The organism is Actinokineospora spheciospongiae, assembly GCF_003182415.1.
GTDB lineage: Bacteria > Actinomycetota > Actinomycetes > Mycobacteriales > Pseudonocardiaceae > Actinokineospora > Actinokineospora spheciospongiae.
On record NZ_QHCP01000002.1, the window covers coordinates 122472 to 144368 of the forward strand.

Genomic DNA, 21897 nt, shown 5'->3' on the forward strand with positions numbered 1-21897 from the left:
CTCAGTCCGCGTAGGTCAGGTTCCGGCCGTCCCCGGGGTCGAACACCTGCAGCTTGTCGGCGTCGAACCACACCTGCGCCTCGGCGCCCTCGGCCGCGCCCGACGCGGCCGACAGGCGGGTCACGATCTGCGAGCCCGGGTCGCCGGTGTCGTGCGAGCCCGCGTCGGCGGCCAACTCGTCCAGCTCCGCCGAGGTCGCCGCGTCGCCCTCCAGGGTGAAGTAGGCGTACTTGTCCGACCCCATCGACTCCAGCACCTCCACCGTGGCGGTGAAGGTGCCGCCCCTGCTGCGCTCGGTGTCGTCGAGCAGGGTGGCGTCCTCGAAGTGCTCCGGGCGCAGGCCGATGATCACCTCGCGGGGGGCGTTCGCCGCCTCGACCAGGCCGCGGACGCGGTCGGTCAGCGGGAAGGCGCCCAGCGGGGTGTTGACCTCGCCGTTCTCCAGGGTGGCGGGCAGGAAGTTCATCGACGGGGAGCCGATGAAGCCCGCCACGAACAGGTTCTTCGGCTGCTCGTAGAGGGACTGCGGGGAGCCGATCTGCTGCACCAGCCCGCCGCGCATGACCACGACCCGGTCGCCGAGGGTCATGGCCTCGGTCTGGTCGTGGGTGACGTACACCGTGGTGGTGCCCAGGCGGCGCTGCAGCTTCGACACCGAGGTGCGCATCTGCACGCGGAGCTTGGCGTCCAGGTTGGACAGCGGCTCGTCCATCAGGAACGCCTTGGGGTTGCGCACGATCGCCCGCCCCATCGCGACCCGCTGGCGCTGGCCACCGGAGAGGTTGCCCGGCTTGCGGTCGAGGTGCTGGGTCAGGTCGAGGACCTTGGCGGCCTCCTCGACCTTCTTGGTGACCGTGGCGTTGTCGACCTTGGCCAGGCGCAGCGGGAACGCCATGTTCTCCCGGACGCTCATGTGCGGGTACAGCGCGTAGGACTGGAACACCATGGCGATGTCGCGGTCCTTGGGGGCGCGTTCGTTGACCCGCTGCCCGTCGATGCGCAGCTCGCCCTCGGTGATGTCCTCCAGGCCCGCGATCATGTTGAGGGTGGTGGACTTCCCGCACCCGGACGGGCCGACGAGGATGATGAACTCCCCATCGGCGATGGTGATGTCCACGTCGGACACCGCCAGGGCGCCGTCCGGGTAGCGCTTGGTGACCTTGTCCAGAACGATCTCTGCCATCAGCTCAGCCCTTCACGGCGCCGGAGGTGAGCCCCGCGACGATGCGGCGCTGGAAGAACAACACGAACAGGATGATCGGGACGGTGATCACGACGGCGGCCGCCGAGATGGTCCCGGTGGGGTCCTCGAACTGCGAGGACCCGGTGAAGAACGACAGTGCCGCGGGCACGGTGCGCGACGCCTCCGTCGAGGTCAGCGAGATGGCGAACAGGAAGTCGTTCCAGCAGAAGATGAACACCAGGATGGCCGTGGTGAACACACCGGGCGCGGCCAGCGGGGCGATGACCCGGCGGAACGCCTGGGCCGGGGTGGCGCCGTCCATCTTCGCCGCCTTCTCCAGCTCCCACGGGATCTCGCGGAAGAACGCCGACAGGGTGTAGATCGCCAGCGGCAGCGCGAAGGTGATGTAGGGCAGGATCAGGCCGGGCCAGGTGTCGAACAGCCCCAGCGAGCGCTCCATCTCGAACAGCGGCGAGACCAGCGACACCTGCGGGAACATGGCGATCAGCAGCGACACCCCGACCAGCACCTGCTTGCCGGGGAAGTCGAGCCGGGCGATGGCGTAGGCGGCCATGGTGCCCAGCACCACCGCGATCACCGTGGCGATGATCGCGATGCCGATGGAGTTGGCCAGCGCCCGCAGGAACTCGCTGGTGCGGAAGATGTCGACGTAGTTCTGCAGCGTCCACGACCGGGGGATGAAGTTCCCATCGGCGATGGTCTCCTTCGACTTCAGCGACAGCGACACGATCCACAGCACCGGCACCAGCGCGTAGACCACCACGACGAAGTCGAGCAGCGCCCAGCGGGCCTTGGCGCCGTTCTTGGAGGTGGCTCCGATGAGGGCCATCAGCGCTTCCCCCCGTTGTCGCTGCCCGGCGCGGACGTGCCGAACACCTTGATGAACACGAACGCGATGACGGCGACCGCGATGAAGATCAGCACCGACATGGTGGAGCCGATGCCCAGGTTCAACCCCTTGATGAGGTTGTTGTACGTCTGCATGGACACCGACCCGGTCTGCTGCGCGCCGTTGGTGAGCACGAAGATGTTGTCGAAGATGCGGAACGCGTCCAGGGTGCGGAACAGCAGCGCCACCAGGATCGCGGGCTTCATGACCGGCAGCATCACCTTGGTGAACCGCTGCCAGGCGGTCGCGCCGTCCATCGACGCGGCCTTGAGCAGGTCGTCCGGGACCAGGGCCAGCCCGGCCATCAGCAGCAGCGCCATGAACGGCACCGTCTTCCACACCTCGGCGAGGGTGATGATGGCCAGCGCGGGCACCCGCTGGGTGAGCAGGTCGGAGTCGGAGGCGAACAACTGCGCCAGGTAGCCGGTGTCCTTGGTCCAGGCGTAGCGCCAGGAGAACGCGGCCACGACGGTGACGATGCCGTACGGGATCAGCGCGACCGTGCGGACCAGGCCGCGGGCCACCAGCGTGCGGTGCATGATCAGGGCCAGGGCCATGCCCAGGACCAGTTCGATGACCACCGACACGACCGTGATCAGCGCGGTGACGCCGAACGCGGTCCACCAGTAGGAGTTGCCCAGCACGGTCGCGTAGTTCTCGAACCAGATGAACTCGCGCTGGTCCGGGAACCGCAGGTCGTAGCGGTGCAGCGACAGCCACAGCGAGTACAGCACCGGGTAGCCGGTGACGGCGACCATCACCAGCGCGGCGGGGGCGCACAGCATCAGCCCGAGCTTGCGCTCGGCCCGCTTGCCCTCGCTGAGCGCCTTCTTGCCCTTCTTCGCCGGGGCGGCCGGTTCCTCGATCGCGTGGCTCACGGCAGCACTCCCTTGGAGTCGAGGGCGTCCTGCAGTTCCTCGCGCAGCCGCTGCGCGGTGGCCTGCGGGTCGATGGACGAGGGCGGGGAGAGGATGGTGGAGATCAGCGTGGACACGTTCTGGTAGGCCGGGGTGATCGGCCGCGGCGACGGCTTCTTCAGCTCGGCGAGGATGGTGTCGCGCATCGGGTACGGCTCGGCCATCTCCGGGTCGTCGTATACCGACTCGATGGTGGGCGGGACACCGGAGTTGATCGCGGAGTACTTCTGGTGCTCGGCGCTGCGCAGGCACTTGACCGCCTCGAACGCCTCCGGCTTGTGCCGGGAGTACTCGCTGACGGCCAGGTTGAACCCGCCGATGGTGGCGGTGCCGGTCTTGTCGGCGTCGACCGCGGGGTAGGGGGCCCACTTGAAGTGCTTGGCCAGCTCCGGGTTCGCCTTGCCCATGGCCGCGTACACGTAGGGCCAGTTGAGCATGAACGCCGAGGTGCCCTTCTCGTACTCCAGGCGGATCGGGTCCTCCTTGGCGTTGGACAGCGAGGCGCTGGCCACCGGGGAGGTCGCCAGGTCCTTGAGCGCCTGCAACGCCTTGACCGCGCCGTCGTCGACGACGGCCCTGGTGCTGTCGTCGGAGAGGATCTTGCCGCCCGCGCCGCCGACGAGGGTGTTGAACTGGACCACCAGGCCCTCGTACTGGGCGCCGGTCAGCAGGACCGCGCTGGGCTTGTCCTCCGCCCTGAGCTTCTCGGCGGTGGACAGCATCTCCGACCACGACTTCGGCGGGGTGGGCACCACGTCGTCGCGGTACCACAGCAGTTGCACGTTGGTGTTCTTCGGCGCGGCGTAGAGCTTGTCCTTCCACCGCGCGGTCTCCAGCGGGCCTGCGAGCGTGCCCCGCTCCACATCGGACTTGTCCGCGCCGGTCCACTCGGCGATCCAGCCCGCCTCGGCGAACTCGGCCACCCAGGTGACGTCGAGGCCGAGCACGTCCATGTCGGTGTCGCCCGCGGCGAGGCGGCGCACCATCTGCTCGCGCTGGCCGTCGGCCTCGCGCGGCAGGGTGTTGAGCGCGATCGTGTAGCGCCCGCCCGCCGCCTGGTTGCACATGGCGACGACCTGGTCGAAGTTCTCCTCGGTCGAGTAGTAGACGTTCACGACGGTGCCCCCGCCGTCGGACCCGCACGCCGCCACTGCCGGGGACGCGACCAAGGCGGCGCTGAGCACCGCGATGAGGCGTCGTCCGCGGCGGCCGGGAATTCGATTCACCGTGCCCCTCCATTCCGACGGGCACGACGGGGGGAGGCCGCGCCGCGGATCAGGGCGACCCAGCACCTCGCCGTGCCACCGGCACGCGATCAGCGGTCGTCGCCCCGCGCACCGGGTGTGCTGAACGTAGGCCCGGTGATCACCGCCCGCAATTCGGTGGGCGAACGGCCTAGCCGATGCCCCCGCCCGGCCCCATCGCCAACTTGGCCAGCAGGTCGCGGCCCCGCTCGGCGTTGCGCGGCTGGGCGAGCACGTCGTAGCGGCCCGCGACGAGCTGGGTGGCGCTGGTGATCTCCCGCCCGCCGCGGCCGCGGGCGGTGGCGAACCCGACGGCGGCGAAGACGGTGCCGAACACCACCCCGGCCACCAGGCCGACGAGGATCGGCGCGAAGGACGCCTGCTGCTGGTTGAACAGGCCCAGCAGCAGCCCGACGAACAGGCCGAACCAGGCGCCGGACAGCGCGCCGGTGCCGAGCACCTTGGGCCAGCTCAGCCTGCCGATGACCCGCTCGACGAGCATCAGGTCGACCCCCACGATGGTCACCTCCTCGACCGGGAACTCGCTGGTCGCCAGGTGCTGCACCGCGCGGTGGGCCTCCTGGTAGGTGTCGTAGGAGCCGATCGGCCACCCGCTCGGCGGGGTCGGGACCTTGGGAAGACCCTGGTTCGCTCGTCCAGGGCCGGAGAACGCACCGGTCATGCCCCCAGTCTGCCAAGCCGGGATGAACGGTGCGAACCCGACAGCCGCGCTCTCAGCGGATACCCGCCCCGCTCCCCCACCCCGACCCGCCCTCCCGCCGATCCCGCGATCCACCCCGCCGCTCCGCCCCCCGATGCACCCCGCCGCCGCGCCCGAACCCCCACCAGTCGGAGCCCGCCCGCCCTGGGGGCTGACCGCCCTTTCCAGCGTATCGACCTCTGACCAGCGCAAACAAGGCCGCTCGCTGGCCTGTGGACAACTCAGGGGGTTGTGGATGGACGTTTGCGGAGGCCGCCCACGACCAGCAGAGTGGACCCCGGGAGCAGACGGCGGCAGGCCACAACAGGAAACGGGGCGACGGCCAACGCCGTCGCCCCGCCCGGGAGAGGAGGAGAGGTGATCAGTTCCGCGACTTGTACTCGCGCAGCAGACCGCGGGAGATGATGGTCTTCTGGATCTCGCTGGTGCCCTCGCCGATGAGCAGGAACGGGGCCTCGCGCATGAGGCGCTCGATCTCGTACTCCTTGGAGTAGCCGTAGCCGCCGTGGATGCGGAAGGACTCCTGGGTGACCTCGGCGCAGTACTCGCTGGCGATCAGCTTGGCCATGCCCGCCTCGACGTCGTTGCGGGCGCCGGAGTCCTTGAGCCGGGCCGCGTTGACCATCATCAGGTGGGCGGCCTCGACCTTGGTGGCCATCTCGGCGAGCTTGAAGGCGATGGCCTGGTGCTCGGCGATGGCCTTGCCGAAGGTCTTGCGCTGCTGGGCGTACTCCACGGCCAGCTCGAACGCCCGGATCGCGATGCCGCAGGCGCGCGCGGCGACGTTGACCCGGCCGACCTCGACGCCGTCCATCATGTAGCTGAAGCCCTTGCCCGGGGCTTCGCCCAGGACCTTGTCGGCACCGATCTTGAAGCCGTCGAAGACGGCCTCGGTGGTGTCGACGCCCTTGTAGCCCATCTTGTCGATCTTGCCGGGGATGGTGAGGCCGGGAGCGACCTCGCCGAAGCCCTCGGTCTTGTCCACCAGGAAGGTGGTGAGGTTCTGGTGCGGCTTCTCCGCGCCCTCGTCGGTCTTGGCCAGCAGGGCGATGAGGTTGGAACTGCCGCCGTTGGTCAGCCACATCTTGGCGCCGTCGATGACGTACCCGTCGCCGTCCTTGCGCGCCCGCGTCTTGATGGCGGCGACGTCGGAGCCCAGGTCGGGCTCGGACATGGAGAACGACCCGCGGATCTCACCGGCGGCCATCTTGGGCAGGTAGTGCTGCTTCTGCGCCTCGGTGCCGTGCTGCTTGACCATGTGCGCCACGATGAAGTGGGTGTTGATCACGCCGGAGACGCTCATCCAGCCGCGGGCGATCTGCTCCACGACCAGGGCGTAGGTCAGCAGGGACTCGCCGAGGCCGCCGTACTCCTCCGGGATGGTGAGCCCGAACAGGCCCATCTCCTTCATGCCCTCGACGATGTCCTTGGGGTACTCATCCGCGTGCTCCAGCGCCTGGGCGTTCGGGATGATCTCCTTGTCCACGAAGTCCTTGACGGTGGACAGGATCTCCTGCTGAACGTCGGTCAAGCCTGCGGTCTGGGCGAGGCGGGCCATGCGAGCTCCCTGTCTGCGGTGACGTGGTTACCGGCCAGTATCCACCGGTCAACGCCCGTCCGCGCCATGGAAGTGGGAGGGGTCTCAGCGGTACCGCTCAGCTCGCGCGCAGCTCCAGCGCGGTGCCGCAGTCCTTGCAGTCCTCGGCCAGCACGTAGACGTCGGCGCCGCAGTCGACGCACTCGCGGAAGCTGCGGTCGAACAGGTCGTCGCGCTGCTTGCGCCGCCCGCCGAACACACCGAGGACGCCGCGGGACTCCGAAGGGAGGCTGTGTCTACCCATGTCGCACAGAAGACATCACAGGACGCCCATACGGCAACCCCCTGCCCGTGACCTGTGCGTTATGTCACCGCAACCTTTGGCGCCCCGTTACGTCCTTGACCTGCACCGTGACCGAAGCGTGACTTTTGAAAGGGGTAACGGCTTGATGACGCTGCGATGTCTTGGCTGATCACCGCGGGCTCGTGCGGCGGGAACGCCACGAGCGGATCGCGAGCGCCGTGGGCGGATCGGTGAGCACCATGAAGGGATCGTGAGCGCCGTGGGCGGTCCCTGAGCGCCGTGGGCGGTCCGACCACGTGGGGAAGAAGACGAGCCGCCCCCGCGGTGGCGGGAGCGGCTCGGACTCGGGGGGGGGATCAGCCGCGGTCGCGGATGGCGGCGGCGACGGAGAGGACCCGGCGGGCCTGGTCCACGTGCAGGTTCTCGATCATGCGGCCGTCGACGGTGACCACTCCCCTGCCCTCGGCGGTGGCGGCCTCGAACGCCTCGATGATCTTCTCCGAGCGGGCCACCTCCTCTTCCGACGGCGCGAAGACGCGGTTGCAGGTCTCCAGTTGGCCCGGGTGGATCAGGGTCTTGCCGTCGAAGCCGAACTGGCGGCCCTGGGTGCACTCCGCGGCGAAGCCCTCCAGGTCCTTCACGTCGTTGTAGACGCCGTCGAGGATGACCTTGCTGGTGGCGCGGGCGGCGAGCAGCGCCAGGGACAGGCCGCCGAGCAGGGGGGCTCGGCCGGGGACATGCTCGGCCTGCAACTCCTTGGCCAGGTCGTTGGTGCCCATGACCAGGACCGTGAGCCGGTCGCTGGCCGCGGCGATGTCGTGGGCGCGCAGCATGGCGATGGGGGTCTCGACCATGGCCCAGATCGCGGTGCGGTCGGGGGCGCCCGCCGCCTCCAGGGACTTCTCGATCTCGTGCACCTCGGCGGCGGAGTTGACCTTGGGCACCACGATGGCGTCCGGGCCCGCCTCGGCGGCGGCGCGGATGTCGTCGGCGTGCCACTCGGTGTCCAGGCCGTTGACCCGGATGGTCACCTCGCGGCGGCCGTACTCGCCGGAGGCGGCGGCGGCGCAGACGCGCGCGCGGCCGTCGGCCTTGGCGTCCGGGGACACCGAGTCCTCCAGGTCGAGGATCAGCGCGTCGGCGTCGAGGGTCTTGGCCTTCTCCAGGGCGCGCTCGTTGGCGCCGGGCATGTAGAGGACGGAGCGGCGGGGGCGGTAAGCGGTCACTGGGCCAGGGCCTCCTTCGTCGCGGCCTCGTACGCGGCGGCCAGCTCGGGGTCGCGGGCCGACAGGGCGTCGGCCAGCTCGGCCACCACGCGGCACTGCTTCACGGTGGCGTCGTCCTGCATCTTGCCGTCGATCATGACCGCGCCGGTGCCGTCGCCCATGGCCTCGATGACCCGGCGGGCCCAGGCGACGTCCTCCGCCGACGGGGAGAAGACCTTCTTGGCGATGGCGATCTGCTTGGGGTGCAGGCTCCACGCGCCGACGCAGCCGAGCAGGAACGCGTTGCGGAACTGGTCCTCGCAGGCGACCACGTCGGCGATGTCGCCGAACGGGCCGTAGTACGGCAGGATTCCGGCCGCGGCGCAGGCGTCGACCATCCGCGCCACCGTGTAGTGCCACAGGTCCTGCTGGTAGGTGGCGCGACCGGTGGTCAGGTCGTCGCCGGTGGGGTCCTGGCGCACCAGGTAGCCGGGGTGGCCGCCGCCGACCCGGGTGGTCTTCATCCGGCGGCTGGCGGCGAGGTCGGCCGGGCCCAGCGAGATGCCCTGCATCCGCGGGCTGGCGGTGGCGATGTCCTCGACGTTCGCCACGCCCGAGGAGGTCTCCAGCAGCGCGTGCACCAGGATCGGGCGGGACACGTCCGCGCGGGCCTCGAGCTGGGCGAGCAGGCGGTCGACGTAGTGGATGTCCGCGGCGCTCTCCACCTTCGGCACCATGATCACGTCGAGCTTGTCGCCGATGTTGGTGACCAGGGTGATCAGGTCGTCGAGCACCCAGGGGGAGTCGAGGCTGTTGATCCGCGTCCACAGCTGGGTCTCGCCGAAGTCGGTGTCCCTGGCGATCCGCACCAGGCCCTCGCGGGCGGCCTCCTTGCGGTCGGCCCGGATGGCGTCCTCCAGGTTGCCCAGGACGACGTCGGCCTGCGCGGCCATGTCCGGCACCTTCGCGGCCATCTTCTCGTTGCTCGGGTCGAAGAAGTGGATCATGCGCGAGGGCCGGAACGGGATCTCCCGCACCGGCTCGGGCGCACCCACCGCGAGCGGGCGGAAGAAGTCCTTCGGTGAACGCATCGAGCCTCCGTTCGATCACGTGGTTAACCAGCCGGTAACCGCCTGGGAGTTGTAGTCGACCACGGCCGGTGGCGGACCGCCATTGTGGTTTCCATGACACGTGATCCCTTGATCGTCCCGCCCGCGTTCGCCCGGCACTGGGTGTCCGAAGGTGAGCACGAGTGGGTGGTGGGGCTGCCCGCGCAGGCCGCGGCGGCGATGCGCCGGTGGGACCTGACCGCCGACGGGGAGCCGCTGCACGGCTGGTGCGCGGTCGTGCTCCCGGTGCGCGCCGCCGACGGCACCCCGGCCATGTTGAAGATCACCCGGCCGCACCCCGAGGCCGAGCACGAGGCGCTGGCCCTGTCCACCTGGGACGGCGACGGCGCGGTCCGGCTGCTGGCCGCCGAGCCGTGGGAGCTGCTGCTCGAACGGCTCGACCCGGCCCACTCCCTCGACGACGAGCCGCTGCCGGTGGCGCTGGGGGTGATCACCTCCCTGCTGCGCCGCCTGGACCGCCGCGGCTGCGCGCGCTGCGCGACGTGGCCGCCCGGTGGGTGCGCGAGCTGCCCGAGGGGGACGCGCCCGCCGAACTGGTCGAGCAGGCCGTGGCCTACTGCGCGGAACTGGGCCCGCGCGCCGGGGACCGGCTGGTCAACGAGGACCTGCACTTCGGGAACGTGCTGCGCGGTGAGCGCGAACCGTGGCTGGTGATCGACCCGAAGCCGCTGGCGGGCGACCCCGAGTTCGGCCTGATCGCGCTGCTGTGGAACCGGTGGGAGGAGTCGTCGGTGCCCGACCGGCTGGCCGCGGTCGTCGACGCGGCGGGCCTCGACCACGACCTGGCCCGCCGCTGGGCGTTCGTGCGGGCGGTGGAGAACTGGTCCGATCCGGACTCCGAGGACCCCGCGACCCTGACCGCCCCGGCGATCGCCCGGGCCCTGGCGTGAGCAGCGGACCGGATGCACCGCACCGGGTTCGCGGGAACGCCGCGCCGCCCGGCGCCGCGGCAGCCGACGGGGGCTCCCGCCGACCCGCGCGGGCGCCGTGGGCTCCGCCACCGCACCGGCGCCCGGGCGGTGTGACCGGCCGCGGGCGACTAGCCTGGCCGGGTGGCCGGCAAGAGCAAGGTATTCGTGGCCCAGCTCCTGGGCCTGCCGGTCTTCGGACCGGACGGGGAGTCCATCGGCAAGCTCCGCGACCTGGTCGCCGGGCTGCGGACGGACGCGCAGCCCCCGCGCGTGTTGGGCGTGGTGGTGGAGCTGGCGACCCGGCGGCGGGTGTTCGTGCCCATGCTGCGGGTGACCTCGATCGACGCGGGCGCCATCACCCTGTCCACCGGTTCGGTGAACATGCGGCACTTCACCCAGCGGCCCAACGAGGCCCTGGTGGTGGGGCAGCTACTGGACGCGCGCGTGCACGTGACCGCGACCGGCAGCCCGGCCGTGGTGGTGGACGTGGCGATGGAGCCGACCCGCACCCGCGACTGGGTCATCGACCGGGTGGCGATCCGCGAGCGCACCGGCAGGCTGGTGCGGCGCGGGCCGGTGCAGGTGGTCGACTGGTCGCAGGTGCGCGCGCCGGGGGTGCTGGAGCTGGCCGGGCACCCGCAGGCCGCGCACCAGCTTCTGGCGGTGTTCGACTCGATGCGGGCCGCCGACGTGGCGACCGCGCTGCAGGACCTGCCGTCGAAGCGGCGCTACGAGGTGGCCGACGCCCTCGATGACGAACGGCTCGCCGACGTGCTCGCCGAACTGCCCGAGGACGACCAGATGGACCTGCTCAAGCACCTCGACGAGGAGCGCGGCGCGGACGTGCTCGGGGCGATGGACCCCGACGACGCCGCCGACCTGCTCGCCGAGCTGTCCGACCGGGACAAGGAGCGGTTCCTCGAACTCATGGAGCCCGCGGAGTCCGCCCCGGTCAAGCGACTGCTGGAGTACTCCTCCGACACCGCGGGCGGGCTGATGACCCCGGAGCCGATCGTGCTCACCCCGGACTCCTCCATCGCCGAGGCGCTGGCGCGGGTGCGCAACCCGGACATCACCCCGGCGCTGGCCAGCATGGTGTTCGTCTGCCGCCCGCCCAGCGCCACCCCCACCGGCCGCTACCTGGGCTGCGTGCACATCCAGCGGCTGCTGCGCGACCCCCCGTTCGACCTGGTGGCGGGGGCGGTGGACAAGGAGCTGACCAGCCTGCGGCCGGACGCGTCGCTGCTGGAGGTCACCCGCTACTTCGCCAACTACAACCTGGTCTGCGCCCCGGTCGTCGACGACGAGGAGCACCTGCTCGGCGCGATCACCGTCGACGACGTGCTGGACCACCTGCTGCCCGAGGGCTGGCGGGAGCGGCAGTCGCGGCACACCGGGGTGGGCACCCGTGCCTGAGCCCACCTCCCGCAGGCGCCTCGACCAGCCCAGGGCCCCGCGCGGGTTCAAGCTGACGATCGACCCGGACACCTTCGGGCGGCTGTCGGAGAACCTGGCCCGGTTCCTGGGCACCGGGACGTTCCTGTTCTGGCAGACGCTGATCGTGATCACCTGGATCGTGCTGAACCTGGTGGCGGTGTCGCTGCGGTGGGACCCGTACCCGTTCATCCTGCTCAACCTGGCCTTCTCCACCCAGGCCGCGTACGCCGCGCCGCTGATCCTGCTCGCGCAGAACCGCCAGGACGACCGCGACCGGGTGTCGCTGGACGAGGACCGGGCGCGGGCCGCGCAGACCAAGGCCGACACCGAGTTCCTCGCCCGCGAGCTGGCGGCGCTGCGGATCGCGGTCGGCGAGGTGGCCACGCGCGACTACCTGCGCGGGGAGCTGGAGAAGCTGCGGTCGGACCTCAGCGGCGACATCAAGCGCAAGAAGCAGCGGCCGGAGCAATCGCGGGACGAGACCCGGCGCAACGAGATCTCGCACTGACCGCGGGGCCGGGGCGGGCGCGTCCGAGCCCCGGTCTCGGCCGGTGCGGTCGCGGGTGGGTCAGTCGGCGAGTTTGCCGCAGAGTTCGCCCAGGTAGGCGAGCTGCTCGGCGCTGAGGCGGGCCACGAAGTGCTCGGAGACCCCGGCCAGGTGGGTGCGGGAGGCGGTGCGCAGCACGTCGAGGCCGTGGGCGGTGAGGGTGGCGACCACGCCGCGGCCGTCGCCGGGGACGCGTTCGCGGGCGACCATGCCCGCGCGCTCCAAGCGGTCGACCAGGCGGGTGACGCCGGAGCGCGAGAGCAGGACCGCGTCGGCCAGTTCGGCCATCCGCAGCCGGTGGTCGGGGGCCTCGGCAAGCTGGACCAGCACGTCGTAGCCGCCCAGGGAAAGCTGCTGCTCGGCGACCAGTTCGGCCTCCAGGACCCTGGTCACCCTGGCGTGCGCGCGCAGGAACGTGCGCCAGGCGTGCAACTCGGTCCGGGTGGGTCGCACGGACCTGTCCGGTGCGGTCACGGGCCCTCCTCATCCTGCGCGCGGGGTGACAAGGTTACGGACCGCGCCCGGGTCGTCGCACGGCGCCCTTGACAACGGTTGTGGCGCGTGCCATCCGCGCGGACCGCCCCGGCTACCCGCCCGTAGCATGGGCTGGTGACCACAACCGAGCAGGTTCCCAGCGTCGAGGCCGTGCGGAAGGCTCTGGCGGGCGTGCAGGACCCCGAGATCCACCGCCCGATCACCGACCTCGGCATGGTCAAGGACGTGACCGTGCACCCGGACGGCCGGGTCGACGTCGCCATCTACCTCACCGTGGCGGGCTGCCCGCTCCGCGACAAGATCACCAAGGACGTCACCGCGGCGGTGACCGCCCTGGGCGGGGTGCGGTCGGTCGCGGTCGAGCTGGACGTGATGAACGACGAGCAGCGGACCGCGCTGCGCAAGTCGCTGCGCGGCGACGCCGAGGAGCCGCGCATCCCGTTCGCCGAACCCGGCTCGCTGACGCGGGTGTACTGCGTCGCGTCCGGCAAGGGCGGGGTGGGCAAGTCCAGCGTCACGGTCAACCTGGCCGTCGCCATGGCCGCCAGGGGCATCAAGGTCGGCATCGTCGACGCCGACATCTACGGCCACTCGATCCCGCGCATGGTCGGCTCCCGCGAGAAGCCCACCAAGGTCGAGAAGATGATCCTGCCGCCGGAGGCCAACGGCGTGAAGGTCATCTCCATCGGCATGTTCACCCCGGGCAACACCCCGGTCGTCTGGCGCGGCCCGATGCTGCACCGCGCGCTGCAGCAGTTCCTCGCCGACGTGTTCTGGGGCGACCTGGACGTGCTGCTGCTGGACCTGCCCCCGGGCACCGGCGACATCGCCATCTCGGTGGCGCAGCTCATCCCGAACGCGGAGATCCTGGTCGTCACCACCCCGCAGCAGGCCGCGGCCGAGGTCGCCGAGCGGGCGGGCTCGATCGCGCTGCAGACCCGCCAGCGGATCGCGGGCGTCATCGAGAACATGTCCTGGCTGGAGATGCCCGACGGCACCCGGATGGACGTCTTCGGCTCCGGTGGCGGTCAGCTCGTGGCCGACTCGCTGTCGAAGGCCGTCGGCTCCACCGTGCCGCTGCTGGGCCAGGTCCCGCTGGACCCGCGCCTGCGCGAGGGCGGCGACGACGGCAAGCCCCTGGTGACCAGCACCCCGGACGCCCCGGCGGCGAAGGTCCTCACCGAGGTCGCGGGCAAGCTGTCGGTCCGCGCCCGCGGGCTGGCTGGTCGGATGCTGTCGGTCTCCCCGGCCGGTCGCTGATCCGGCGCACCGCCCACGACCCGTCGTGGGCGGTGTCCCGGCCGTGATCAGGTGCCGGGTCTCCCGGCGGCGGTGATCAGCCCGGCGGGCGGGTTCACGGCGCCGGTGAGGTCAGCCCCCTCGGCGAGGAAGACCTCGTCGGCCTCGGCTCCCGCCGCGAAGGTGGCCCTGGCGAACGTGGCCGGGCCGAGGACGGACAGGCGGCTGAGGTCGGCCGGGCCGTGGAACGCGGTGTCGGACAGGTCGGCGGTCTCCTCCGCGATGACCTGGACCAGGCTCGCCGTGCCGTGGAAGACCGCGCCGCGCAGGTCGAGGGTGTCGGCGTCCAGGTGGTCCAGGCGGGTGTGCCCGGTGAACGTGGCGCCCGCGGCGTGGAAGCGGTTCACGCCCACGCCGGACAGGTCCAGGTCGGTGAAGGTGCCGCCGGACAGGTCGAGGTCGATGTCGGACCAGAACCCGTCGGGCGTGGCGAAGTGCAGGTGGTCGCGCAGGACGGCGACCGCGCGGCGGTCGGTCGTGCGGCGCAGGTGCGCGCAGATCGCGCTCACGACGGCCCCGCGGCAGCGCGGGTGCGCGATGCCGATCCGGTTGAGGGCGGCCAGCGCCTCCCCCTGGACGGCGTGGTCGGTCGAGGTCAGCCGCGCGAGCTGGGTGGCGAGTGCGGAGTCGACCGCGTGGACGACGGCGGCGGCGAACCGGTCACCGTGGTCGCCGTTGAACTCCACGCCTGCGAAGTCGGCCCGCTCGAGCGGGGTGGCGCCCCGGAAGTCGACCGCCGCGGCGAAGCGGGCCCTGTGGAACCAGGCGCCGGGCCCGGTGAACGTCACGCCGTCGAACCGGGCGGCACCGGCGAAGTGTGCCCGGCTGAAGTTGGCCGCGGCGGCGAAGACGGCCCCGGTGAACCGGGCGTCCCCGCGCAGGCGCACGTCGGAGAACACCGCGTCGCCGGTGAACCGGGCGCCCCCGAGGTCGGTCGTCCCGGTCACTTCGGCGTAGGACAGGTCGGTGCGGCCGAGGAACCGCGCCCCGGGGCAGTGCAGGTCGCGGATCACGCACCCGGCGAGGTCCAGGTCGAGCAGGGTCGCGCCGGTCAGGTCCAGGAGGACCGGGGAGGCGGGGCGGGTGCGGCAGCAGTCGGCGACCAGGTGCTGCACCGCCGCCCGCACCGGTTCGTCCGCGTCGGCGGGTGGCCGCCGCAGGTACTCGCAGCCGATCGCCGCGACGACGCGGAGCAGTGGCTCGCGCAGGAATGCGAGGTGGCGCAGCGCCCGCACCGCGTCGAGCCGGGCGTGCGGGCGGCGGGAGCGGAGCCCGCGCGCCACCCGGCGCACCCGGTGTTCGAGCAGCCTGCCTGCTGCGGCGCGGCGCTCCCGGGCGAAGTCCAGGCGGTACTCGTCGAGGTGTGGGGCGGGGAAGCGGAGCGGACGCTCAGGTGGCATCGGGGTCGATCTTGGGCCGGTCGCCGGGCTTGGGCGGGTCGGCCGGGGGGCGGGGGGGTAGCTGGGGCTGGGTGTCGGCGTAGCCGTTGGGCTTGACGCCGTTGTCGCCGTCGCCGAAGAGGGTTTGGGTGACGATGGTCTTCGGGTCGAAGTTGCGCAACTGCTGGAGGTCCTGCAGGGGTTTGCGCAGCTCGTCGAAGTCGGGGCCGAGTTCGTTCTTGAGCTGGTCGCGGGCGCCGGTGGCGTACTCGCGGACCTTGCGGATGGAGCGGCCCACCCAGGCCGCCGCGGCGGGGAGGCGTTCCGGGCCGAGGATGAACAGGCCCGCGATCCCCAGCACGAGGATTTCCGCCCAGCCGACGCTCTCGAACACCGCTCACCTCCCGCTGTCTGCTGCCCGACGTTGCTGCCCTGACCGCCAGAGTATCCGGTCAGTCCGACCGCAGGGTGACCTGAATGGTGAGTTCGCGCCCCTGCCGGGCCAACACGACGGGAACGGTGTCCCCGGGCCGGTGCTCGCGGACCGCGACGGTCAGTTCGGCGGCGTTGCGCACCTGCCGGTCGCCGACCTTGCGGATCACGTCGCCCTCGGCGATGCCCGCAGCGGCCGCCGCGCCGCCGTCGGCGACGTTGACGACCTGGGCGCCCTCGGCGGTGTCGGCGGAGACCGACTTGACGTTGGCGCCGATGTCGGCGTGCTTGACCTGGCCGTCGCGGATGATGGTCTCGGCGATGCGCTTGGCGTCGTTGCCGGGGATGGCGAAGCCCAGGCCGATGGAGCCGGTGTTGCCGGTGCTGGAGCGGATGGCGGAGTTGATGCCGATCAGCGCCCCGGTGGCGTCGACCAGCGGGCCGCCGGAGTTGCCCTGGTTGATCGCCGCGTCGGTCTGGATGGCGTCGTAGGTGATGGGCGCCTCGCCGTTCTCCCCACCCGCGACGACCGGGCGGTGCAGGGCGCTGACGATGCCCTGGGTGACCGTGTCGGACAGGCCGAGCGGGGAACCGACGGCGATCACCGGGTCGCCGACCTGGAGCTTGTCGGAGTCGCCGAATTGCAGCACGGTCGGGTTGGTCACCGCGACCTTGATCACGGCGAGGTCGGTCTTGGCGTCGGTGCCCACGACCTTCGCCTCGGCCCGGGTGCCGTCGGTGAACACGGTGGTGATCGTGGACTCCGGGGTGGCGCGACCCTCCAGGGTGACCACGTGCCAGTTGGTGAGGATGTAGCCGGAACCGTCGATGAACACCCCGGAGCCGGTGCCGCCGCCCTGCTCCATGCGCACCTCGATGGACACCACCGCGGGCCGCACCCTGGTCGCGATGTCGGACACGGACCCGACCGGGCGCTGCACCCCGGGCTCGACCTGGGCCAGGGTGACGTCGCTGGTGAGCGCGTCGCCGCCGCGGGCGACCACCCAGCCGACCAGCCCGCCCGCCGCCCCGATCACCAGGGCGACGACACCGAGCAGGACCAGCGCGACGGGCTTGACCCGCCTGCCGAAGAGGACGTCAGGCAGGCTCAGCAGCGCGCCGGTGCCCCGGGTGGACCCTGCGGCGGGCTCGTCGTCGTCCTTGGGCACCGCGGGTGGGCCGATGACCGCACCCGCGGCCGGGTCGCGCCACGGGTCGGCGTCCTCGCTCCACAGGTGGCCCTCGTCGCCGGCGTCCCCGCCGCCTGCGCCGGGGGGTCGCTGCAACCGCACCCCGGTGTCGGCGGGCGTGCGGCCGAACGCGCTCGCGAGCGCGTCCGGGGTCGGCGGCGCACTCGGCAGCCCCCCGAGCGACGGGCGGGCCGCGGCGTGGGGGGAGAAGGCGCCGTCGACCCCGGCGGGCCGCCCGAACGCGGCCGCCGACGAGGGATCGACCGCGGGCCGCTCCAGCGGCCTGGGTCCGATCCGCTGCTCGGGGTCGGGGTTCTGCTGAGTCATCATCCACCACGGTGCCGCAACGACGGTGAAATGGGCGTGCGGAACCGCGCGGGAAGCGGTTGCGCACGAAGAGAACCGCCCCCGGGCGGGGGCGGTTGCGGTGGTCTTGCGGTCAGCGGGCGGCGACGAGGCCGAACGAGGGGGCCTGGTCGGCCGCGGTCGGGCGGGCGCCGACGAAGCCGACCGGTTCGATGTCGCCCGCGGTCGGGTACGGCTCGGCGGTACCGGGGACGGGGCCGCCACCGGTGTTGACCAGCGCGAGCGCGCCGAGCACCAGGCCGGAGACGACCACACCGGCACCCTGGGCGGCGCGGCGGCCGGACCTGCGGCCCAGGACGGCGCTGCCCTCGCCCAGGCGCGGCGAGGACCCCAGCGGGGTGGCGGTGCCGAACGCGGCGGTGGCCTCGGGGCGCTGGATGGCGACCAGTTGGCCGTCGTCGGTGACCGCGAGGTTGTCCGGGGCGCCGGGGAGGTCGACCTCCTGCGGGATGGCCCGCAGCGAGGCGAGGAACCCGGCGGACATGCTGGGCACGTCGGCCGCGCGGACCGCCGAGCGGGCCTGCCGCTGGGCGGTGACCTCGGCGGCGCACCACGGGCAGCGGGCCAGGTGCGCGGTCGCGCGGTCGTGCGGGGTGCGGCCGAGTTCACCGTCGACGAAGGCCACCACGGCGTCGGGCATGAGGTGCTGGTCGGGCAGCCCCAGGCTCTCGAACGTCATAGCGCGGCCTCCCGTGCGAGTTCCCGGCGCCGCTCCAGCGACGCGCGCAGGGCCTGGCGGCCCCGGTGGATTCTGCTGCGGACAGTACCCAGCTTCACCCCGAGGGTGGCGCCGATCTCCTCGTAGGACAGGCCCTCCACGTCGCAGAGCACGACGGCGGCGCGGAACTCCGGGGGCAGCTCGTCCAGCGCGGCCTGCAGGTCCGGGTCGAGGTGGGTCTCGCCGTAGACCTGCTCCGGGCTCGGGTCGTCCCCGGCGAGGCGGTCGGTGTCCTCGGGCAGGGCCTCCATCCGCAGCCGCGAGCGGCGGCGGGCCATGTCCAGGAACAGGTTGGTGGTGATGCGGTGCAGCCAGCCCTCGAAGGTGCCGGGCTTGTAGGACGCCAGCGAGCGGAACACCCGGATGAAGGTCTCCTGGGTGAGGTCCTCGGCGTCGTGGGCGTTGCCGGTCAGGCGGTAGGCGAGCCGGTAGACGCGGTCGGCGTGCTCGCGCACGACCTCGTCCCACGACGGCGGCGTCCAGGCCGTCTCCTCGATCTCCACCGGCCTCGGCTCGGCGGTCTGGGTGGCGGGGATACGCACCTCCTGCACAGGGTCCTTCGCCGTCTTCCGGACAACGTCCGCGCGTCCCATCGTGTTCCCCCGCTCCCGGGTCAGACCCGTCCCAGCCATGCCGTCCACTCTGGGGTACCCCCATGTGGCCATGGTGAGAGCCTGCTGAGATGAGCCTGAGAAAACGTTCAGGGGGTGACCTTCCGGTCGAGTTCACCCGTTTTCCCCATCGGCGGCGCTAACCTCCGTTCCCGTGGGACGGGAATCGCCCGCCGTGGACCCGGCGGACCTGAGCGGGTACGTCGACGGCTTCCTGGCCGAAGACGACGCGCTGGCGTCGGCGCGGGCCACCGCGCTGCGGCTGGGGTCGGTCCCGGTCAGCCCGAGCAGCGGGGCGGCGCTGCGGTTCCTGGCCAGTGTGCTGCGCGCGAAGGCCGTTGTCGAGGTGGGCACCGGCCTGGGGGTCAGCGGCCTGTACCTGCTGCGCGGGATGGCCCCCGACGGGGTCCTCACCTCGATCGACCTCGACCCCGAGCACCAGGCCCTGGCCAAGCGCACCTTCACCGCGGCGGGCGTCGCCCCCGGCCGCACCCGGCTGATCATGGGCCGCGCCCTCGACGTGCTGCCCCGGCTGACCGACGGCGGCTACGACCTGCTGTTCATCGACGCGTCCAAGCCCGAGTACCCCGAGTACCACCAGCAGGGCGTGCGCCTGCTGCGGCCCGGTGGCGTGCTGGCGTTCGACAACATCCTGTGGCAGGGCCGGGTGGCCGACCCCACCCGCCGCGACCCGGACACCCAGGGGGTGCGCGAGGCCGCCAGGGCGATCCGCGAGGACGACCGGCTGGTGCCGATGCTGCTGCCGGTGGGCGAGGGCCTGCTGGTCGCGGCCAAGGTCTAGGCGGGTCGGCCCGGGTCCCCGGGATCACCCGGGCGGGTCAGTCGGCGTGGGTGCCCTTGCCCAGGACGACGATGCCGCTGCCGCTCACGGTGTACCGGGCGCGGTCCGCTTCCGGGTCGACACCGATGTGGACGCCGTCACCGACGGTGACGTTCTTGTCGAGGATGGCCCGGCGCACGACGGCGCCCTTGCCGACCCGCACCCCCGGGAGCAGGACGCTGCCCTCCACGACCGCGCCGTCCTCGATGACCACGTCGGAGCTGATGACCGAGCCGGTCACCCGGGCGCCGGAGACGATGGTGCCCGGGCCGATCATCGACTCCTGGGCCAGGCCCTGGTTGACGAACTTCGCCGGGGGCAGCGGCGGGGTGGCGGTGCGGATGGGCCACTGCTGGTTGTAGAGGTTGAACACCGGGTGCACCGACACCAGGTCCATGTGCGCGTCGTAGTAGGCGTCCAGGGTGCCGACGTCGCGCCAGTAGCCGCGGTCGCGCTCGGTCTCGCCGGGGACCTCGTTGTCGGCGAAGTCGTACACCCACGCCGAGCCCCGGTCGACCAGCATCGGGATGATGTCGCCGCCCATGTCGTGCAGGGAGTCCTTGTCGGCGGCGTCGGCCTTGAGCGCGTCGAGCAGGGCCGCGGTGGAGAACAGGTAGTTGCCCATGGAGGCGAACGTCACGTCCGGGTCGTCGGGGACCGCGGGCGGGTCGGCGGGCTTCTCCAGGAACCGGGTGATGCGGCCGGTGGCGTCGGAGTCGATGCAGCCGAAGGCGCGCGCCTCCTGGCGCGGCACCCGGATGCCCGCGACGGTGACCCCCGCGCCGGTGGCGATGTGGCGCTCCAGCATCTGCGCCGGGTCCATCCGGTAGACGTGGTCGGCGCCGAAGACCGCGATGTAGTCGGGCCGCTCGTCGTGCACCAGGTTCAGCGACTGGAAGATCGCGTCGGCGCTGCCGGTGTACCAGCGCGGGCCCAGGCGCTGCTGCGCGGGCACCGGGGTGACGTACTGGCCGAGGATGTTCGACAGCCGCCAGGTGGTGGAGATGTGCCGGTCCAGCGAGTGCGACTTGTACTGGGTGAGCACGCACAGCCGGTGGAACCCGGCGTTGACCAGGTTCGACAGGACGAAGTCGACGAGGCGGTAGTTCCCGGCGAACGGCACAGCGGGCTTGGCGCGGTCGGCGGTCAAGGGCCAGAGCCGCTTTCCCTCACCGCCCGCCAACACGATCCCGAGTACCCGCGGCTGGCCCTTCACGTCCTGACCCTAACCGGCTCACCCAGTGGTGTGCCACACGTGATCGGCTTGTGTGGTCCCGCGTTCACCCGTGCGCCGCAGTGCGTTCCCCCGGCGCCGTGCGGCTACCGTGTCCCGCGTGCGCATAGGACTGCTGACGAGGGAATACCCACCGGAGGTCTACGGCGGGGCGGGCGTGCACGTGGCGTTCCTGGTGCCGCGGCTGCGGGAACTGCTCGACGTGGACGTGCACTGCTTCGGCGGGCCGCGCTCCGACGCGACCGCGCACAACCCGGCCGCCGGGCTGGAGCACGCGAACGCGGCGCTGCGCACGCTGTCGGCGGACCTGTCGATCACCGCGGCGGTGGACAAGGTCGACCTGGTCCACTCGCACACCTGGTACGCGAACATGGCCGGTCAGCTCGCCCAGGTGCTGCACGGCGTCCCGCACGTGGTGACCGCCCACTCGCTGGAGCCGCGCAGGCCGTGGAAGGCCGAGCAGCTCGGCGGCGGCTACCGGCTGTCCTCGTGGGTGGAGAAGACCGCCTACGAGTCGGCGGACGCGGTGATCGCCGTCAGCGCCGGGATGCGCGCGGACGTGCTCGACTGCTACCCGGCGCTGGACCCGGCCAGGGTGCACGTGGTGCGCAACGGCATCGACTCCACCGCCTACCGCCCGGTCACCGAGACCGACGCGCTGCGCGCGCACGGCATCGACCCGGGCAGGCCGATCGTGCTGTTCGTGGGCAGGATCACCCGACAGAAGGGGGTGGGGCACCTGGTGGCCGCCGCCCACCACATCGACCCGGACGCGCAGGTCGTGCTGTGCGCGGGCGCCCCGGACACCCCGGAGATCGCCGAGGAGACCCGGGTGGCGGTCGCGGAGCTGGCGTCGGCGCGGCCCGGGGTGTTCTGGATTCAGAAGATGCTGCAGCCCGCCGAGGTGCGCCAGTTGCTGAGCCGGGCGGCGGTGTTCGTGTGCCCGTCGGTGTACGAGCCGCTGGGCATCGTGAACCTGGAGGCGATGGCGTGCGCGACCGCCGTGGTCGCCTCGGACGTCGGCGGCATCCCGGAGGTCGTCGTGGACGGGGAGACGGGCCTGCTGGTGCACTACGACGAGGCGGACCCGTCGGCGTTCCGCAGCGGGCTGGCGGACGCGGTCAACGAGGTGCTGGCCGACCCGGAGCGCGCGGCGGCGATGGGCGCGGCGGGCCGGGAGCGGGCCGTGCGGGACTTCTCCTGGGCGTCGGTGGCCGAGCAGACGGTGGCCGTGTACGAGGCGGCGCGGGCGGTGCACGGCGGCTGATCCGCGCCCGGGGTGATCC

22 protein-coding genes and 1 pseudogene are annotated in these 21897 nt (G+C 72.0%); 7 read left to right on the forward strand and 16 right to left on the reverse strand.

The features are described 5' to 3' along the window. Position 1: 1 nt before the first annotated feature. The 9 genes from DFQ13_RS04150 to DFQ13_RS04185 all read right to left on the reverse strand — a co-directional run bounded on the left by DFQ13_RS04150 (position 2) and on the right by DFQ13_RS04185 (position 9112). Positions 2–1183, reverse strand: a complete 1182-nt coding sequence (locus DFQ13_RS04150) for an ABC transporter ATP-binding protein (RefSeq protein ID WP_110078894.1) — start codon at positions 1181–1183, stop codon at positions 2–4. Between the two features lie 4 nt (positions 1184–1187). Then, the gene (locus tag DFQ13_RS04155; protein WP_110078895.1) at positions 1188–2033 is read right to left on the reverse strand and encodes a carbohydrate ABC transporter permease; all 846 of its coding nucleotides are present in this window, start codon (positions 2031–2033) and stop codon (positions 1188–1190) included. Then, positions 2033–2971, reverse strand: a complete 939-nt coding sequence (locus tag DFQ13_RS04160; protein WP_325050893.1) for a carbohydrate ABC transporter permease — start codon at positions 2969–2971, stop codon at positions 2033–2035. The genes DFQ13_RS04155 and DFQ13_RS04160 overlap by 1 nt, the downstream gene beginning before the upstream one ends. Then, positions 2968–4236 carry an ABC transporter substrate-binding protein gene (locus tag DFQ13_RS04165; RefSeq protein ID WP_219994286.1) on the reverse strand — a complete coding sequence of 423 codons (1269 nt, stop codon included), beginning with the start codon at positions 4234–4236 and terminating at the stop codon, positions 2968–2970. The genes DFQ13_RS04160 and DFQ13_RS04165 overlap by 4 nt, the downstream gene beginning before the upstream one ends. 169 nt (positions 4237–4405) lie before the next feature. Continuing rightward, positions 4406–4936, reverse strand: a complete 531-nt coding sequence (locus DFQ13_RS04170) for a general stress protein (RefSeq protein WP_035283651.1) — start codon at positions 4934–4936, stop codon at positions 4406–4408. A gap of 400 nt (positions 4937–5336) precedes the next feature. Then, the gene (locus DFQ13_RS04175) at positions 5337–6533 is read right to left on the reverse strand and encodes an acyl-CoA dehydrogenase family protein (protein WP_035283654.1); all 1197 of its coding nucleotides are present in this window, start codon (positions 6531–6533) and stop codon (positions 5337–5339) included. A gap of 97 nt (positions 6534–6630) precedes the next feature. Continuing rightward, positions 6631–6816, reverse strand: a complete 186-nt coding sequence (locus DFQ13_RS32970; RefSeq protein ID WP_146241092.1) for a hypothetical protein — start codon at positions 6814–6816, stop codon at positions 6631–6633. A gap of 356 nt (positions 6817–7172) precedes the next feature. Then, on the reverse strand, positions 7173–8042 hold the full coding sequence (locus DFQ13_RS04180) for an HpcH/HpaI aldolase/citrate lyase family protein (RefSeq protein WP_035283657.1): 870 nt from the start codon (positions 8040–8042) through the stop codon (positions 7173–7175). Next, positions 8039–9112, reverse strand: a complete 1074-nt coding sequence (locus DFQ13_RS04185) for an HpcH/HpaI aldolase/citrate lyase family protein (RefSeq protein ID WP_035283660.1) — start codon at positions 9110–9112, stop codon at positions 8039–8041. Before DFQ13_RS04185 ends, DFQ13_RS04180 begins: the two co-directional genes overlap by 4 nt. Positions 9113–9310: 198 nt before the next feature. Here DFQ13_RS04185 and DFQ13_RS35495 point away from each other — a divergent pair. The 4 genes and pseudogenes from DFQ13_RS35495 to DFQ13_RS04200 form a co-directional block, all read left to right on the forward strand. Further along, a pseudogene (locus DFQ13_RS35495) lies at positions 9311–9493 on the forward strand (aminoglycoside phosphotransferase family protein); the annotation flags it as partial. 140 nt (positions 9494–9633) lie between these two features. Beyond that, entirely contained in the window at positions 9634–10041 is a 408-nt protein-coding gene (locus DFQ13_RS35500; protein ID WP_267897635.1) for an aminoglycoside phosphotransferase family protein, read from the forward strand. Between the two features lie 162 nt (positions 10042–10203). Further along, on the forward strand, positions 10204–11478 hold the full coding sequence (locus tag DFQ13_RS04195; RefSeq protein WP_035283664.1) for a magnesium transporter MgtE N-terminal domain-containing protein: 1275 nt from the start codon (positions 10204–10206) through the stop codon (positions 11476–11478). Then, positions 11471–12007 carry a DUF1003 domain-containing protein gene (locus DFQ13_RS04200; protein WP_035283666.1) on the forward strand — a complete coding sequence of 179 codons (537 nt, stop codon included), beginning with the start codon at positions 11471–11473 and terminating at the stop codon, positions 12005–12007. Before DFQ13_RS04195 ends, DFQ13_RS04200 begins: the two co-directional genes overlap by 8 nt. Before the next feature lie 60 nt (positions 12008–12067). Here the strand turns inward: DFQ13_RS04200 and DFQ13_RS04205 are convergent, their stop codons facing one another. Continuing rightward, the gene (locus DFQ13_RS04205) at positions 12068–12520 is read right to left on the reverse strand and encodes a MarR family winged helix-turn-helix transcriptional regulator (RefSeq protein WP_035283667.1); all 453 of its coding nucleotides are present in this window, start codon (positions 12518–12520) and stop codon (positions 12068–12070) included. A gap of 135 nt (positions 12521–12655) precedes the next feature. Between DFQ13_RS04205 and DFQ13_RS04210 the strand changes: the two genes are divergently transcribed. Next, positions 12656–13801, forward strand: coding sequence for an Mrp/NBP35 family ATP-binding protein (locus DFQ13_RS04210; protein WP_035283669.1), 1146 nt, complete (start codon positions 12656–12658; stop codon positions 13799–13801). A gap of 47 nt (positions 13802–13848) precedes the next feature. Here the strand turns inward: DFQ13_RS04210 and DFQ13_RS04215 are convergent, their stop codons facing one another. From DFQ13_RS04215 to sigE, 5 genes are all read right to left on the reverse strand, one after another. Further along, positions 13849–15240 carry a pentapeptide repeat-containing protein gene (locus tag DFQ13_RS04215; protein ID WP_110078896.1) on the reverse strand — a complete coding sequence of 464 codons (1392 nt, stop codon included), beginning with the start codon at positions 15238–15240 and terminating at the stop codon, positions 13849–13851. After that, positions 15230–15613: a Sec-independent protein translocase protein TatB gene (gene tatB / locus DFQ13_RS04220; RefSeq protein ID WP_035283672.1), complete on the reverse strand. Its 384-nt coding sequence runs from the start codon at positions 15611–15613 to the stop codon at positions 15230–15232. The genes DFQ13_RS04215 and tatB overlap by 11 nt, the downstream gene beginning before the upstream one ends. 58 nt (positions 15614–15671) lie before the next feature. Then, positions 15672–17168: a S1C family serine protease gene (locus DFQ13_RS04225; RefSeq protein ID WP_110078897.1), complete on the reverse strand. Its 1497-nt coding sequence runs from the start codon at positions 17166–17168 to the stop codon at positions 15672–15674. Positions 17169–17280: 112 nt separating this feature from the next. Further along, on the reverse strand, positions 17281–17886 hold the full coding sequence (locus DFQ13_RS04230) for an anti-sigma factor family protein (RefSeq protein ID WP_181399844.1): 606 nt from the start codon (positions 17884–17886) through the stop codon (positions 17281–17283). Further along, positions 17883–18476: an RNA polymerase sigma factor SigE gene (gene sigE / locus DFQ13_RS04235; RefSeq protein WP_035283677.1), complete on the reverse strand. Its 594-nt coding sequence runs from the start codon at positions 18474–18476 to the stop codon at positions 17883–17885. Before sigE ends, DFQ13_RS04230 begins: the two co-directional genes overlap by 4 nt. A 214-nt stretch (positions 18477–18690) precedes the next feature. Here sigE and DFQ13_RS04240 point away from each other — a divergent pair, with 214 nt between their 5' ends. Beyond that, positions 18691–19338: an O-methyltransferase gene (locus DFQ13_RS04240; RefSeq protein WP_035283678.1), complete on the forward strand. Its 648-nt coding sequence runs from the start codon at positions 18691–18693 to the stop codon at positions 19336–19338. Between the two features lie 37 nt (positions 19339–19375). On the opposite strand, the gene glgC is transcribed toward DFQ13_RS04240, so the two are convergent. Continuing rightward, positions 19376–20593 (reverse strand): glucose-1-phosphate adenylyltransferase, encoded by a 1218-nt coding sequence (glgC, locus tag DFQ13_RS04245; protein ID WP_035283679.1) that lies wholly within the window; start codon positions 20591–20593, stop codon positions 19376–19378. A 118-nt stretch (positions 20594–20711) separates the two neighbouring features. On the opposite strand from glgC, the gene glgA reads away from it, so the two are divergent. Continuing rightward, a complete protein-coding gene (gene glgA / locus DFQ13_RS04250; RefSeq protein ID WP_035283682.1) occupies positions 20712–21878 on the forward strand; it encodes a glycogen synthase in 1167 nt (388 codons plus the stop codon). Positions 21879–21897 lie beyond the last annotated feature (19 nt).